Below are 14,652 nucleotides of genomic sequence, written 5' to 3'. Positions count from 1 at the left end.
CGATCAAATCGGAACGCTGCGCGGCATCAGATCGCAATACATGCGCGCGATCGTCGGAATCCGCAATGATCAACATCCGTCGAACCCTGCTAAAGCATCGAGCCAGGACGGATGCGCTGCTCCAGTCCATATTCAGATTGCACGGTGCCAGTATCAAGCTCCTGAATGGGCGAGGATCGCTCGCAGCTGAAGTCGCTAACCAACTCAGGCTTTTGAGCACCAACGGCGTGACGATCCGCGTCGATTTGGATCCCCTGGTCAGGATGGGAGAAGATCTGCGCTCTCATATCTGGGATATGGATCGAAAGATGCGCACAATGGCCGCCAGCATCCCGGTTTGCGCCAGATTTCAGACGATTCCTGGCGTTGGGACAATCACAGCGCTGTCATTTTACAGCGCAGTCGGAGACCCTTACCGCTTTAGAAGCAATCGAGATGTCGGGCCTTATCTCGGCCTAACGCCCAATCTGTATCAATCTGGCGCCACCGCGCGCCGCGGCCGGATCAGCCGCTACGGAAACAAGCTGACCAGGTCGCACCTAATCACAGCAGCCACCGTGCTGCTTCGCACAATCAAAACCGAAAGTTCATTGCGTACTTGGGGCCTCCGGCTGGCAACAAAGATCGGATTTCTCAAGGCTCGCGTTGCCGTCGCAAGGAAGCTCGCTGTGATCATGATGGCAATGTGGAAGACGGGCGCCTCGTTTGATCCAGACAAATCGAAACCGCGGTTCCTCCAGCCGGAGGAGGCAGGCTTGGACCCCGTACGTATTTCTGGGACCAAGATCCCGTTGTAGGTAATTGGGCCAAGCCTGCCGTCTGATCCCGCTGCCGGGGGCCTTCTGTAGAGGGTCAAACCTGACGCATTATCCGCTAATTCAGCGATAGGGCATCAAGCATGACACATTATGTGCCCATGGGCACCAATGCGGGCCGAACAGCAACGCCGCCGATCGCTGCAACGTATCGGCCGCGACGTTAGTTTGAGAGCGCGATTGCCGGGAACGCCAGTTTACGCGCGAGAGTCTCAATTTCCTCGCGCCATGCCAACTTTTCTAGCCATGATTGGCGGATCGACGATGCGCCGTAAATTGCGCCGGCCAACTGCCCGGCAATTGCGGCAGTAGTGTCGGCATCGTCACCGAGGTTGGCTGCCAACAGCACGGCGTCGTCAAAGCTCGTCGTGTTTGCCACGGACCAGATCGCTGCTTCGAGGCTGTGCGCTACAAATCCGCTGCTCGCAATCTGATCGCGTGCTTTCCCGCGCCAGCTACCGGCCATGATTGGACCGACCTCAGGTCCATATTCACCCGAGGGAACCGCCAGAGCATCCTCAAAGCTGGCACCTAGGATAGCCGCCCGCAAGACCAGTGCATACGCTTCACAGGCCTCGAGGCACGCATCTGCAGCGTGCGTGGTCATGCTCTGTCGGCGGGCTACTCGTGTCACTACTGCGGGATCTTGCTGTATCCCCCAGATCGCGACTGGCGCGAGCCTCATTAGTGAGCCGTTGCCTGCCGAGTACGGATCGGTCGAGCCGGCAATCGGGTCGCCCGTTTCCTCGAACCGAGCAAGGGCCTGCCGGGTTGCGATCCCGATATCGAAACAACTTCCCGTGGGACTGAATGCGCCGTTCCTCCACCAATCGACAAAACGCCGTTGTGCTTCTCCCGGCTCAAAAGCCGAGCCCTTGGCCGCGCTGGCGAGGAGAGCTTCTCCCAGCGCCAGGGCCATGGAAGTGTCATCGGTCCATGTCCCCGCATCCAAGCCGAACGGCCCTCCCCCGACCATATCTGTGATGTGGGGATAGGTGTCCCGCGGCTTGAACTCGAGGGTCGTGCCCAAAGCATCACCGACCGCCAGACCGATGAGGCATCCACAGGACCGATCGTAAATGCGCTCGATCGCTCGAAGGTGATCTTCCTGCGCTCTCGTCTCAATAGCGCCCGACCTGACCTTTCGCACTTGGGCGATTGCGGTATCGGTGTCTGTGATGCCGAGTTCGATGAGCAGTCTCGCTGCCACAGTGCCGGCTCGGCCCAGCCCTCCTCGGCAATGGATAAAGACGCGTTCCCCGTCGGTGAGGAGACTGCGCAGCCGGGCTCCGGCCGTGTGCCATCGTTGCTCGAATTCCTCGCCAGGCGCCCTGACGTCGGGGATCGGGAGATGAAACCACTCCATCCCGCGAGCTGCAACCGCAGTCTCCAGATCTGCGACCCCCAGCAGCTCGATTTCGTGCTTTTCAATAAGAGAGACGACAGCGGCGGCTCCCCACTCACGCACCGCGTCCAGATCCGCCGCAAGGTCACGCTTCCACTCAAAGCCAGCGAGCGCAGGCCCTTGCTTTCCGGGACAAAAGGAAATGCCGATGCGTCCTGACGCGGCTGACAGTGTGGGAATCTGGATCGGATCAGTGATGCTGGTTCGGAGATTTCTGCTCATTGCGTGTTAATACGATCCATATGCGACATTAGTGGTCGCACGTTTCAAAGGGCATCAGACCGGCATTGGTTGGCGCTGGGGATGAATCCGGACTTTCATCCGGGTGTTGCCTTTCTTGCTTTAACCTCGCCAGCCTTGCCAGACGGAGAGACCCGGATTTGCAAATGCCCTGTCTCAGTTCTGCGAGATTCAAAGCCCCCTGCCTTCTCAACCAGGTCGCTCAGCTTGCCTTCACCATAGGTTCGAGGGTCAAAGTCAGAGGCGAGCGCTGCAAGACGTTGGCCGACCCGCCCAAGAGGTACCCAGCCCCCTTCATCATCGAGCTGTGAGATGGCGGTTCGGATCAAAGGTGCCGCAGCTTTGGGCGACTTCTTTACGCTAGCCGGACGGGCATCCTGTCGGCCTGGCTCATCTGACGTTGGCGCCTCTGGCAGCAGGTTTTCGGTGTAGATGAAACGACGACAGGCCTGTCGAAAGCTCTCGGGAGTTTTCTGCTCTCCGAAGCCGTAGACATCGATCCCCTGCTCACGGATACGCGAGGCGAGTCCGGTAAAATCGCTGTCGGAAGAGACAAGGCAAAACCCGTCGAAACGACCGGTATGCAAAAGGTCCATCGCGTCGATGACCAGAGCAATATCCGATGCATTCTTGCCGCTGGTGTACGCAAAGTTCTGGTGCGCCTTGATCGCATGAGTGGCGAGAACGTCAGCCCACGATTTAAGCCTAGTCCCGGAGAAATCGCCGTAAATACGGCGGACACTTGCCTCACCGATCTTGGCAATCTCTTCAAAGAGGCGCGGTGCGATCCGGGAAGAAGCATTATCTGCGTCAATCAAGACAGCAAGCCGTGGGGTGCGAGGTTCATTAGCCATTTTGCACCATTGCCCTGATATCCATTAATCAGCCAATAAAGCTTGAAAGGCGGCGGCTGATAACCTTCTGATCTTCAGGGGTCCTGACCAGGCGCTTGGCTCTATCGTGTGCGAATTCATCTACCTCGAGAACGACTAAACTGTAGCCATGCCTCGGCAGCAATTCGGCGCGACGCTCATCATATCGTCGGCGTTGTTCGCCGCGAGGAATGCCGGAAACCGTTGGCTTATCGTCGAAGAAGCCGACACGTTCGCGGTGTTGTCGCTCATGATATTCCACCACGAGGCCAAGAGCAGGGTAGAACCCGTCGACAGGCAGCGGCTTTCGGTAACCACGCCGATCTGGATCGCCGGTAAGAAACTCAAAACAGTGCTGCCGGACGGCCTTCTGCCCGAGAACTACGTCACAGAGATCCAGCACGTAATGCTCGTCGCGAATTGTGACCTCGGACGGGCCTTTTTTAGCCTGTGACGTCGATCGGAGCCGTATACTCCCTCCAACCAGCTGCGCCATGACCCGTTCCATGTCTCGATGCTGATCGCTCCCTCGCACGGCCTCCCAGCGACCGTTGTGCGGATGCCATTGGAGGTGTGCAGCTCGAAGGGCTGCTCGCAGTCGCTTGGGGTCTATCCCGCTGGCTTCGGCCATTTCGACAGCCGTGATCACTTTGCTCGGCCCGGCCATCCAATCTTCCTTTCCCTAATCAACGAACCGGGATGATATTGTCGCAAACTAGGCCATCCTCGCTTTCAGAGAACATGAGAACGCACTTCTAGGTTCGATAGCCTGCGTGCCTTGTCACCGGGTTTGCTCTCGCGCGTTGACATCGCAGACGGGGAGAAACAGCAGGGGATTGTGCCCCTCGGATTTCGCAGTATCGAGCCATTCTCGTCCGGATACCCCTTGGCGTGCCAGTTCATGGAGGGTCTCAGAGGTGGCGGCAGCGGCGATCTCACGCTCGCGCACCCGAGCAACTGTTGAGCGCAGGCCGTCTGCCTTCTGTTCCAAGAGATCCAGATACTCAGGCGTGCCTGCGGTTTCCATTGGCGCGTGAGCAAGAGCGAGAGGGGCTAACTGGATCGCCTCTCCCAATTGTACCAGCGTAAGTGCCCGAGAGCTCGCAGCCTCCCTAGCCATATCGTCTTGGCAGGATGCCAACCGGGCGGTGACACGCAGCCCTGAGGCGAGAGCGAAAGCTTCGACCAAAGGTTCGGTGTTGAGCACATCGCTCGCAGCACTTAGCTCTCGAGCGCGGCGGTCGAAGCTGTCCGCTAGAAAATGTGCATCCCGTGCGATTGCAATCCATTCTCTTTGTGTTGCGGATGGCAACCAAGCCTCTTCGACCTGATCCACCAATGTCCGAAGTCGTGTGAAATCCTCAGCGATTCTCTCGACTCGCATGGCTTCCAGTCGCCGCACAATCGCATCAAGGTTAGGAAGGATCGCGTCGACCTTCTCCTCTACCCTGGCGATACGCTTCGCCAAGATCGCGGCACCAGCGACAGAGACACCAATGCCCATGCCACTGGCCGCGAGATTCGCGATTTGCAGCGACTGAACGACGGACATAGCAGCCTTGATCTGCTCGTTCTGTACGACGGACACCGTATCCATCGCCATTTGCGGCAGGCTGAGTGGGCTGAAGTTCAGCAGAGCAGATATTGCTGACGTCTCTTGTAGATGCCCGACCACCCGTCCTGAAGATACTGACTGGATTATAGAGCCTGCCACGCGGTATTGGCCCGATGCCACGCCAGCCAGAAGTTCGGCGGGTACTTCTCGCAGTACCACGTTAGCAAGCGAGCCGATCATATTGCTTTTGCACGCTTCGCTGCGCGGTCAAACTCCGCGGTCAACTGCTGCAGAATCGACGGTGAGTTCCCATGTCTGCCGATTAGCGAGCCAATAACAAAGGAGCGCACGCGGTCGCGCAGTCTGGCTTGGGTCCGGTCGCGTATCTTGGCAGTGTTGAGCAGCCCCGTTGCAATGCCAAATCCGGCGAGCGCGCCCCCGCCGACTACGACCGGCCAGCTGATCGTTGTCGTTGTGACAAGGCCAAGCCAGGCGGTCGTCGTTGTCACGGCTGCGAAAGGAAGTGATGCGGCGGTCGCAACACCGGCAGCGAGTGGTACTGCGGCTGCGGCGATATCACTCGCGCCCTCGAGTGAGCGTTCTGGTTGCTCGGCATAGTCCGGGCCTCTTACCCAGACCGCTTGCTCCTCTACGATCGCAGCGAGGGCGACGTTTGCTTCGTTGAGAATCTCAATCGCGACGGGTTCAGCAACCTCCCGAACCTTTGGTGCGATCCTGTTTTGCAAGAAGGCCGATTGCGACAAAAGGCCGTCCTTCAGGCTTGCACTGGAGATGTCCTGCTCGGCACTGGCTAACAAGTCAGCGGCGACTTGATTGAGCGTTCTGGCCGCAACGAGCGAGTATTCCGACGCCCAATCATCGATCCGGTGCCCGAGAATAATGCGATTAAATAGGCCCATTCTTTCCCTCGTCCTCGGTCAGCCGTAAGCCAAATTCATACAAGCGACCACCCGCGACAAAAGCGGTCGCATGACTGCTGCAAGGGGCAACATCGACAAGTTGAGATTTGACCGATCAAAAGATACTAAGCCGTGAGAAAACTTTGCGGCCTGCCGCCGGGGCATGAGTAGTTGGCTGCTGCGACCGAATTTGTCGCGACAATCAGTTACCCGCCAGCGACTTAGAAACGGGGATTTAAGAAAGATGGATAAGTTCCGCATCCGCTGGGTGGACTCAATGCACACGGGCGATGATTTCGAACTCATTCTCCAAGCGCTCGAAGTGGGACGAGATGAAGGTCCAATTATCTTGGTTCCTCGACGGACGGCACGTCGACTTGGCACTCAAGCGGGGGCGGATTATCAGGCTCTGGTGTTCGAAAACCCGGACTGGCTCGGCGCTCATCTTATAGAACATCGGGACCAGCTCGACCACGAAATCTGGCTGGGTGTTTGCGAGGATGTGCCGCGGGAGAAGGCGCAAAATGCAAGAGGGGCCCTGTGGCATTTCGCCAAACTGATAGATGAGCTCGCAGGTCGGAATCGGAAGCTTCCACGGCCGGCAAAAGCGGCCGAATCAGCATCCCTTGTGTACGGTGCGGTCAAAGAGCCCCCCACCAAATGCGTTGAGGCATTCCTTGAACAATCCGGAGATGCCTTCGAAAGCCTGGCTACGGAGTATAAGAGTTTTCCGGCAAGCGTTCTGATTTCAAGAGCATGACCATCCCAATGGGACCGGCACGACTCGTTTCAAGGATCAGTTCATCGTCGCTGCCACATCAAAAAACTCAAGGTAGCTGTCGCCAGATTGTCTTCGCAGCATCGTGCTTGGCAAAGCCGGGGCGCGCCCGGGCATACTGCGCCCGGGTGGTGTCGGTCTACATCGTTGATTTCCTTGGTTCGTTGCCAAACCGCTGAATCAACGACTTGGCCTAGCGTCAAGCTAACCCTCTGGAACCAGTCTACTTAATTTAGGATCAGGCGCTAAGCGGCAATCAACACCACGTGCCTACCTTGTCCCTCCTCAAACATTCATCTCAATGAGTACTCGATGTCTTATCTTGCTTGGATCGACTTTGACCCTGAGGAACGCCGGCGGGCCCAAACGCTTATCGACCTGTTCAAGGAACCCGAGGCCCGGGACGAACTGGGTCTCGGCACAATACGCGACGGATTGGCCGACCTCCTGTTTCCGGGAACCAGCACGATCCAGACGCGGCTGCGCTACATGCTATTCATCCCTTGGGTCTACCGCGAGGCTCAGAGCCGCAAGACAAGCCAGGCAGAGCGTGTAGTCATAGCTCGCAATCTGGAGTTCGATCTGAGCGAGGCGTTGCTTGAAGGCGGTGAACGTGATGACGTGATCGGCCGCTTGGCAGGGAAAGATCTCAAGAGGCTTGCATCGAGCGTCTATTGGGCCGGTCTGAAGACACTGGGTATTCGGACTCTGGCCGGAAACCAGGCAACATTCCTGTCCTACGGACCGGAAAGCCTGAAGGACCATGATCTCAAATTGTGGGCTGCCGGATTGCCCGAAGCTCCAGACAACTTGTTCAAGAAAATCGACTTTCGGCTCAGGGAAAAAGAAATCGCCTTCTTGCGCGATCGTATCGCTGCCAAGGCAAAGGCCAGCTTACTGAACGAGCTGGCTGTCAAGGAGAAGGCCTTCAAAGACGACTGGCCCTGGGAGGTCAGCGACGATTCCATCTCCGACACCAATCGCACACTACTGCGCCACGCCGAGCGCTATTCGACGGTCATGCATGGTGCGCTGCTTTTGTACAACCTGCTACTGGCCCAGCGCGCGGCGCAACGCCCCAATGCAAAGCGGCATGGAGATGCAGGCGAACTGGTCAAGGACTACCGGTCGCGCATCGAGGATTGGCGCGGTGAACTTGACCGACTTGCAATCAAGCAGTGGGACCTCGACGATCTGTTTCGCCATGTCGGCAATACCAGTCACAAATTGACGGGGCCCTCGAGGGACTTCGTAATAGGTTGGGTGGAGATTGCCGCGCGAGGCGCGCCGAACCTGGAATCCGATCTGCAGGCAATCGATCTAGTCCACCGGCGAGAGCGCGCCTTGAAGCGAGCCAAATCCAGGCTTTGCCATGACGCCCCGCTCGAGCGTTGGTCTGGGGCCTCAGGTCTTGCGCGCCTCGACTTCCGCTGGAAAACGGCCCGCAAGCATCTTGGGGATCTAGTCGATGTCGCATGATGCCGTATTCGACCCGGAGAACCGGGAACTCTACACCACGCTCGTGCGCGCTCCGGACGGGTACAGTTTCGGCCATGCTGCCGCGGCAACCTACTCGCTCGATTTCGAGACCGCGCTTGCCATTCCCATTGCGATCGTCTTTCGCGATGCGGAGAACAAGGATGAGATGCTGGCCAGCCCCCTTGCTCTGCTGCAGAGCGTCGAACGCCTGGCCGGGCGCATGGCAATCTATTGCGACCGCGGTAGGATCAAGGATGCCCGGCCGAATACGGCGCGGCTTTTGTCGCTATACGAAAAGACGATAATCGAGGTTGGCGCCCCAGGTGGCGGTGCCTTTCATCCTAAGCTTTGGTGCATTCGCTTCGAACCCGAGAACACAGTGGATCCTGTCCGCATGCGCCTGGCGATCCTCTCACGCAACCTGACCAACGACCGCTGCTGGGACCTTGCCTTGTGCCTTGATGGGACCGTGGAGGACGAAGCGAATGAAGACAACGCGCCCATTTCGAAACTGCTTCGCGCCCTTCCCCGCCTCGCGAATGAAGCCACGCGCCCGACTCCTCCCAAGTTCCTAATCTCGCTGGCACGCGATCTCGATCATTGCAGGTGGGACAAGCTGCCGGCTGGCGCCACGAAGGTGAGGTTCGCGGTCAACGGACTGGACGGTGAACGCTGGATGCCGCCGAAGGGCGATCGCATCGCCATTCTCTCCCCCTTTGTATCCTCCGAAGCCCTGGAAGATCTTGCTGCAGGCTACGACGGCCCAGGGCAGCGCCGGCTCATCGCGCGCGCAGAAGAACTCGACTGCATTAAGCCGGAAGTGCGCGAGCTCTACGAGATCAGCACGCTCGACGAGCGAGCGACCCATTTCGAGGAAGAAGAGGAGGAGATTACCTGTTCAGCGGACCTCGAAGGTCTTCATGCCAAGGCTTATCTCGTTGAGCGCGGCTCCCGGCTACACATCCACCTGGGTTCGGCCAATGCGACGAGTGCGGCGCTGCGCCCCGAAAAGCGGGGGCGGACCCGAAATGTCGAAGTCATGGCGACTTTGGACGGCCCCATCAGCAGGATGGGGAAGATAGAAGACGTCCTCTTCTCGGAAGGGTTCAATCGCCTTCTCAACGACTACGCGCCGAGCGAGTCGCCACAACAGGATGCCGCCGCGGCGGCCGAGAAGTCACTGGAAGAGCTGCGCTGCGTCGTCTCTGCCTTGCCGCTCGACCTGCATTGCACGCAGCAAGGCGACCTCATCGGCCTGGAGGTAAAGCTTGCCGGGAAAGCTGTTCCCCTCGACCTGCCCCCAGGCGTGCGGTGCTTCGTGCGCGCCGTCACTGTGCCGAACGAAAGGGGCCATGACAGCGCTGATCTGCTTGCGGGCAAGGACCAGGCGCTTTCGCTCGGCTCGGTTGCGCTCGGCGACGTCACACGTTGGCTCGGCATCCGGCTGCTGGACGAAGAGACCAAAATCGAATTGGCGTTTACGTTGGGGGCCAGGTTGGTCGGGCTGCCCGAAGGGCGCGACGAAGCCGTACTGCGCGCGCATATCGCCAATGTCGAAAACTTCCTTCGCTACCTCAGCCTTCTGCTGGGCACGCTGGGCGAAGGCAGCTTTCTGGAGAGCGAAACGGGCGGCGAAGGGCAATGGCTGCGCAGGCTGAGCCAAGATGGCACATCGCTGCTCGAGCCCCTCGTCCGTGCCCTCAGTCTTGACGGCGACGAGCTTGCCGAGATCGACAGCCTCGTCATGCGCCTGAAGAATTCAGGTGGCGCGGACGACATCATTCCAAAGGGATTCTTGGCGCTTTGGGATAGCTTCGCTCCACTGGTGAAGCGCAAGGGAGCGCGCCGATGAGCTACAAGGCAGATGAACACCTAGAGCTGCTGAAGCCGTTCCAGAGGGCAACGGTAGACTATGTCTTCCGGCGTTTGTTCACCGACGCAATTCCTACCAACCAATTCCTCGTCGCCGACGAGGTAGGCCTTGGCAAGACCATGGTAGCAAGAGGCGTCATCGCCAGAAGCATCGAAGAGCTCGAGGGAAAGGTCGACCGCGTCGACATCGTCTATATTTGCTCGAACCGGGCCATCGCCGAGCAGAACATCAAATCCCTCAACGTGATCGGTTCGGCGACGAAGCCGCTCAATACGCGCCTGACATTGTTGCCTCTTGAACTCGAGAAGGATGGGGGGATCGCCTCCAACGGGATCAATCTAATCAGCCTGACTCCGGGAACTGCTCTGGACTTAAAGTCCGCACTTGGCGCGAAGGAGGAGCGCGCGCTGATCTTCGAAATGCTCCGCAAACGAATCCGAATTCGCCATATGGGCGTGCAGAAGGTTTTCCGGGGCACGGTCAAGCCGGAAAACTGGCTGACGCTGGTCGAAGACATGGGGAGCGATGGGAGGAAGATCTCCAAGGAGATCGCCTTGGAATTCAACCGCGCCGTAAGCGACACGTTTATAGACCGGATACGGGCGGCATCCAATCTGGCCAGGAGTAGGAAAAAGCCGAACTATCCTGCCGACCAACGCCCCGCCGCGATAATCGGTGAGCTGCGCAGGATCCTAGCGAAAATCTGCGTGAAAGCCCTGTCGCCAAATCTCATAATCCTTGACGAATTCCAGCGCTTTGCCGAATTGCTGCATGACCACGATGCTGAGCTTGCGCCTGAAAAGGCGGCGGCGGCCGAGCTCGCGCGCGCGCTGTTTTGCTATGAGGGCGAGGACGGCTCAAAGGCGAGGCTGCTGCTGCTTTCGGCCACGCCCTACCGCATGCTCACATTGAACACCGATGATCCCGAGGAAGGCGACCATTATGCCGATTTCCTTCGCACGATGCGCTTCCTTTTCGGCGAGGAAGACGGCTTGGCGCGGGTCGAGGAGCTGAAGGCCGAGCTCACAAAATTCCGGCGCGCGCTGCAATCGATGCCGGGATCGCGTGAAGCCGCCCGCGTGCAGCGAGACCGCCTTCAGGACATGTTGAGCCAGGTGATGGCGCGCACCGAACGCGTGGATTCCACCGAAGATCGCAATGCCCTCGTCAGGGCTTACGAGCCCGAACTTACGATCGAGACCGATGACTTGAGGGAAGCGAGGGCAGTGGCCCACGTGGCCCGGTTGGCCAGCGCTCCTGGCATCGTAGAGTATTGGAAGTCTGCACCCTATCTTCTCAATTTCATGCGCGAATACAAGCTGCGGGACAGACTGCTGGCCCTCAAGAAGGGGGCTTCAAAGGAACTACGCCAGGCGATCCGGAAGGCTTCTCCGCACCAGATCAGTAAGGCTCAGGTCGAAGAATACGCAGAAATTCCCTTGCGCAACGCACGGATGCGGGCGTTAGCGGATATCGCCTTTAGCGACCGGCTCGATCGGTCGCTTTGGATCCCGCCGTCTCGCCCTTCGTTCGGCGCGCCCAGCGCGGTGACGAAGACGTTGGTCTTCTCCGACTGGTCCATGGTCCCAGACGCGATAGCCGCACTGCTATCCCATGAGGCCAGCAGGCGCATGGGCATGGTTCCCGAACATGTCGCCCGGACCGCACGTCCCATCGGCATCGAGGAAATGATGCCCATGCTCTACCCTTCCCCGGCCTTGGCCGAGCTGGTCGATCCCGTGGCCCTGGAACGTCGCTTTGGGCGCGCCGGGTCATATGACGAGCTCCATGCCCAAGCTTGCCAAGCGTTGGCCGAGCAGGTGGGCGCTGGCCCCCTGTCCCGGCTCGAAGGCATATCCGACCGTCTACTGCCGATCGCCCTCGATGCTCAACTCGGCCGAGACATTGTCTGGACGGACGTCGCTGCGGTCGAATATGATGATCACGACGAACATGAGGCGATGGCGAGGGCCATCGAGGTCCTTCAGGACACCCGCGAGGAACACGAGCATCACGGTGCGGCCTGCACGGGCACAGTCGTCGAAAAGCTGGCGACCTTCGCGCTCGGCTCTCCTGCCGTCTGTGCCCTTCGCGCCCTTGGTCGCTTCTGTCCCCAAACGGACCTTGTCGAACCGGAAATGATCGGGGCCGCGGTTGCGATCGCGCTAGGATTTCGCAGCCTTTACAATCAGCCCGAAACCCGTGCCTTGCTCGGGGAACAATCCCCGATCAATTATTGGCAGCAGATCAATGCACATGCGGCAATAAATGACCTGCCCGCAGTCCTCGATGAATACTTCCACCTCGTCACGGAAAACGAGCGCACGGACAAGCTCAAAGTCAGCGAACGCTTGCAGGTCATCGCGGAGAAGGTCGTAGAAGTCGTCGCTTTGCGCCCGGCGCAGATCATGCTCGACCACTGGAGTGCAACGCAACGCCAGCTGCGCGATGAGACATTCGAGGTTCGCGCCCGCTTTGCCATGCGATTTGCCAACAAGGCAGAAGACGAGAAAGGCGTGCGGCGCGCGGCACTAGTTCAGGCGGCCTTCAAGTCGCCCTTCCGGCCCTTTGTCCTAGCCTCGACTTCGATCGGACAGGAAGGTCTCGATTTTCATTCCTATTGCGCGCGTATCGTGCACTGGAATCTGCCTCGCAACCCAGTGGACATCGAGCAGCGCGAAGGGCGCGTACATCGTTTCAAGAACCATGCGGTACGCCGCAACGTTGCGGGCAAATTCTCCAGCGCGGCCCTCAGTGAAGCAGGGACTCAAGGCCCATGGTGCGCCATGTTCGATGCCGCGAGCGAGGATGAAGTCGAGCATGGCAGGCCGGGCGACATCATTCCCTTCTGGATCTATCCGGGCGAAAACAAGATCGAGCGCGTTGTTCTGATCCCTCCGTTCAGCCGGGAGAAGGATCGTTACAAAACTCTACTGAATTCCTTGGCGACCTATCGCTTGGCGTTCGGCCAACCGCGTCAGGAAGAACTCATCGAGCTTTTTTCGGACATGGACAAGGATGTCGTGGAGCAACTCGCCGAAGTACAGCTCTCGCTTAAACCGGCCAGTTAAGGATCGGCTCCTTGGCGGAGCAAAGCGCCACAGCGTCCTTGATGGTGCGTTTCAGTTGCCCGATCAATTTTTACGCTATCGATCGTTGATCTCTCCCGATCGTCAGTTCACCGGTTTCCGTCCAAAAAACGGCAGCACCATCAACGGCCTTTGCCCCCTTAGTGCCGACCGCATCGATGTAGGCTGCCAGCTGAGGCCAGTAAGTTTCAAATCGCGCCAGATGATCAGTGACGGGGCCACTCTTGTGGTCCACGATCATGAATCCATCCGTTCCCTCGGCGATGAGATCGACAATGATGCTCTGACGTCCTCCATCCGGCAGTGCGATGTCGATAGGCTGTTCGATATGCAGGCGCGGATAGCCAAGCTCCGTGAGGGTCTCACGAAGTGCTTGCGCCTGTTGTCCGAGAAGCTCGACTTCAGCGTCGGATACACGGCAATGCTGGCTTACCCTGCCCGGCAGATCGGGTCGGCTTAGCAGTATCCGCAATGCCTCGTGGACTGCAGTTCCCTTATCCGTTGCCTGTGCGAGATCCGATCCGGTGAGCCGGACACCCGCTGAAATCGGCCGGGTCTCAATTTGCAAAGGCAGCGGCCGAGTGGTGGCGATTGTCTGGGAAGGACTGATGACCGGGGCAAGCTGGCCGATAGCTCGCCTTTCAATCGCAAACCTGGGTTCGCGATAATTGCTCTCAATGCGAACTCTGCCTTCCCCTTCGAACGATGCCGGGATTTCCTTGCCACAAATCGTCATGCGCGACGCAAAGTTCGCTGGACCGACAGTGATCTGATTTCCCTGCAATTTCATGCCACAGACGTCGTTCAAAAGACGACGTGCCGTAATCGGCAAAGGCGGCTCGACCTTCTCGTCATCCTGCGGCCACTCGATGATCAGGCGGTCCCGCGCACGGGTCAGAGCAACGTAAAGCAATCGGCGCGCTGTTTCCTCGCACTCGGGATACAGTCCATTTAGAAAACGAGCTGTCGCTTCGGGAGCAGCAAAGTCAGGCGCATAGGCAAGTGTCGCCTGTTCGATCACATGATCGAGATCGTCGAAACCAGGAAACTTTGTGCTGAAAGTTCCGGCACGTGGATCGAGTTTGTGATCGAGGCCGCACACGACGACGACGGGCCACTCCCGCCCCTTCGATGCGTGCCAGGTTACAATCTCGATGCCATCGGCCTCGGCTCCGGCGGGATTGGGACGGAGGTCCTCTCCCTTCAAGCCGACCTTGTTCTCGAGCCAGCCAAGGAAAACGTTGGCACTCTGGCCATAGAAACCGGAGGCCTCACGCATATCGCGGTGTGCATCCATGAATGCCGCCGCTTCAGCCTCGAAGCGAAGAAGGTCCGCTCTCATTTGGGCGGGATCGTCAAGCCGGTCGCACCAGTCTCGCAGCCCGGCAACCTGGATCACCCGATGGACCAGTCTGTCCACCGGCGTCGCAAGCGAGTCAGGCCAAAGTCCCTGCAACGCCATGAGTTCTGGTGTCTCGATCCGGCCGTCGCGGGCCAGAGCGCCAAGGGCATCACCGAGCGGCGTTGCGCCCGGGCCGAGCGTAGCCGTGCAGATCGCTGCATGTGTCAACGGCGGTCTGATTCCAAGCCAGCGGGGCGGAGTAAAAGCAGGCCATTGTTGATGCA

Annotated in this window: 11 protein-coding genes; 5 read left to right on the top strand and 6 right to left on the bottom strand. The window is 58.8% G+C overall.

The window, feature by feature from the left end; translation table 11 throughout:
* A partial coding sequence (locus PYV00_RS12160) for a transposase (RefSeq protein WP_275228535.1) occupies positions 1-797 on the top strand: 797 nt, incomplete at its 5' end.
* A 181-nt stretch (positions 798-978) separates the two neighbouring features.
* Here PYV00_RS12160 and PYV00_RS12155 read toward each other — a convergent pair.
* The 5 genes from PYV00_RS12155 to PYV00_RS12135 form a co-directional block, all read right to left on the bottom strand.
* Complete coding sequence (locus tag PYV00_RS12155; RefSeq protein ID WP_275228534.1) at positions 979-2,442, bottom strand: ADP-ribosylglycohydrolase family protein; 1,464 nt, start codon at positions 2,440-2,442, stop codon at positions 979-981.
* 95 nt (positions 2,443-2,537) lie between these two features.
* Complete coding sequence (locus tag PYV00_RS12150; RefSeq protein ID WP_202084665.1) at positions 2,538-3,314, bottom strand: NYN domain-containing protein; 777 nt, start codon at positions 3,312-3,314, stop codon at positions 2,538-2,540.
* A 28-nt stretch (positions 3,315-3,342) separates the two neighbouring features.
* Positions 3,343-3,999, bottom strand: a complete 657-nt coding sequence (locus PYV00_RS12145; protein ID WP_275228533.1) for a hypothetical protein — start codon at positions 3,997-3,999, stop codon at positions 3,343-3,345.
* 114 nt (positions 4,000-4,113) lie between these two features.
* Positions 4,114-5,127: a hypothetical protein gene (locus PYV00_RS12140; protein ID WP_275228532.1), complete on the bottom strand. Its 1,014-nt coding sequence runs from the start codon at positions 5,125-5,127 to the stop codon at positions 4,114-4,116.
* The gene (locus PYV00_RS12135; RefSeq protein WP_275228531.1) at positions 5,124-5,807 is read right to left on the bottom strand and encodes a hypothetical protein; all 684 of its coding nucleotides are present in this window, start codon (positions 5,805-5,807) and stop codon (positions 5,124-5,126) included. The genes PYV00_RS12140 and PYV00_RS12135 overlap by 4 nt, the downstream gene beginning before the upstream one ends.
* A gap of 244 nt (positions 5,808-6,051) precedes the next feature.
* Between PYV00_RS12135 and PYV00_RS12130 the strand changes: the two genes are divergently transcribed.
* The 4 genes from PYV00_RS12130 to PYV00_RS12115 all read left to right on the top strand — a co-directional run bounded on the left by PYV00_RS12130 (position 6,052) and on the right by PYV00_RS12115 (position 13,008).
* The gene (locus PYV00_RS12130) at positions 6,052-6,567 is read left to right on the top strand and encodes a hypothetical protein (RefSeq protein ID WP_275228530.1); all 516 of its coding nucleotides are present in this window, start codon (positions 6,052-6,054) and stop codon (positions 6,565-6,567) included.
* A 330-nt stretch (positions 6,568-6,897) separates the two neighbouring features.
* Entirely contained in the window at positions 6,898-8,064 is a 1,167-nt protein-coding gene (locus PYV00_RS12125; protein ID WP_275228529.1) for a DUF6361 family protein, read from the top strand.
* Positions 8,054-9,916: a phospholipase D family protein gene (locus PYV00_RS12120; RefSeq protein ID WP_275228528.1), complete on the top strand. Its 1,863-nt coding sequence runs from the start codon at positions 8,054-8,056 to the stop codon at positions 9,914-9,916. The genes PYV00_RS12125 and PYV00_RS12120 overlap by 11 nt, the downstream gene beginning before the upstream one ends.
* The gene (locus tag PYV00_RS12115; RefSeq protein WP_275228527.1) at positions 9,913-13,008 is read left to right on the top strand and encodes a DEAD/DEAH box helicase; all 3,096 of its coding nucleotides are present in this window, start codon (positions 9,913-9,915) and stop codon (positions 13,006-13,008) included. Before PYV00_RS12120 ends, PYV00_RS12115 begins: the two co-directional genes overlap by 4 nt.
* 70 nt (positions 13,009-13,078) lie before the next feature.
* On the opposite strand, the gene PYV00_RS12110 is transcribed toward PYV00_RS12115, so the two are convergent.
* Positions 13,079-14,652 (bottom strand): 3'-5' exonuclease (locus PYV00_RS12110; RefSeq protein ID WP_275228526.1); only part of this gene is annotated, 1,574 nt, incomplete at its 5' end.

This window comes from Novosphingobium album (ex Liu et al. 2023) (assembly GCF_029076845.1).
Classification (GTDB): Bacteria; Pseudomonadota; Alphaproteobacteria; order Sphingomonadales; family Sphingomonadaceae; genus Novosphingobium.
Note: the sequence above shows the minus strand (reverse complement) of the source record. Positions and strands in the feature narration are given on the sequence as shown.

What these genes read in the sequence shown, in the direction of transcription:
- PYV00_RS12135 (WP_275228531.1), bottom strand. Translation starts at nt 5,807, where the DNA reads ATGGGCCTATTTAATCGCATTATTCTCGGGCACCGGATCGATGATTGG.
- PYV00_RS12125 (WP_275228529.1), top strand. Translation starts at nt 6,898, where the DNA reads ATGTCTTATCTTGCTTGGATCGACTTTGACCCTGAGGAACGCCGGCGG.
- PYV00_RS12155 (WP_275228534.1), bottom strand. Translation starts at nt 2,442, where the DNA reads ATGAGCAGAAATCTCCGAACCAGCATCACTGATCCGATCCAGATTCCC.
- PYV00_RS12115 (WP_275228527.1), top strand. Translation starts at nt 9,913, where the DNA reads ATGAGCTACAAGGCAGATGAACACCTAGAGCTGCTGAAGCCGTTCCAG.
- PYV00_RS12150 (WP_202084665.1), bottom strand. Translation starts at nt 3,314, where the DNA reads ATGGCTAATGAACCTCGCACCCCACGGCTTGCTGTCTTGATTGACGCA.
- PYV00_RS12130 (WP_275228530.1), top strand. Translation starts at nt 6,052, where the DNA reads ATGGATAAGTTCCGCATCCGCTGGGTGGACTCAATGCACACGGGCGAT.
- PYV00_RS12120 (WP_275228528.1), top strand. Translation starts at nt 8,054, where the DNA reads ATGTCGCATGATGCCGTATTCGACCCGGAGAACCGGGAACTCTACACC.
- PYV00_RS12145 (WP_275228533.1), bottom strand. Translation starts at nt 3,999, where the DNA reads ATGGCCGGGCCGAGCAAAGTGATCACGGCTGTCGAAATGGCCGAAGCC.
- PYV00_RS12140 (WP_275228532.1), bottom strand. Translation starts at nt 5,127, where the DNA reads ATGATCGGCTCGCTTGCTAACGTGGTACTGCGAGAAGTACCCGCCGAA.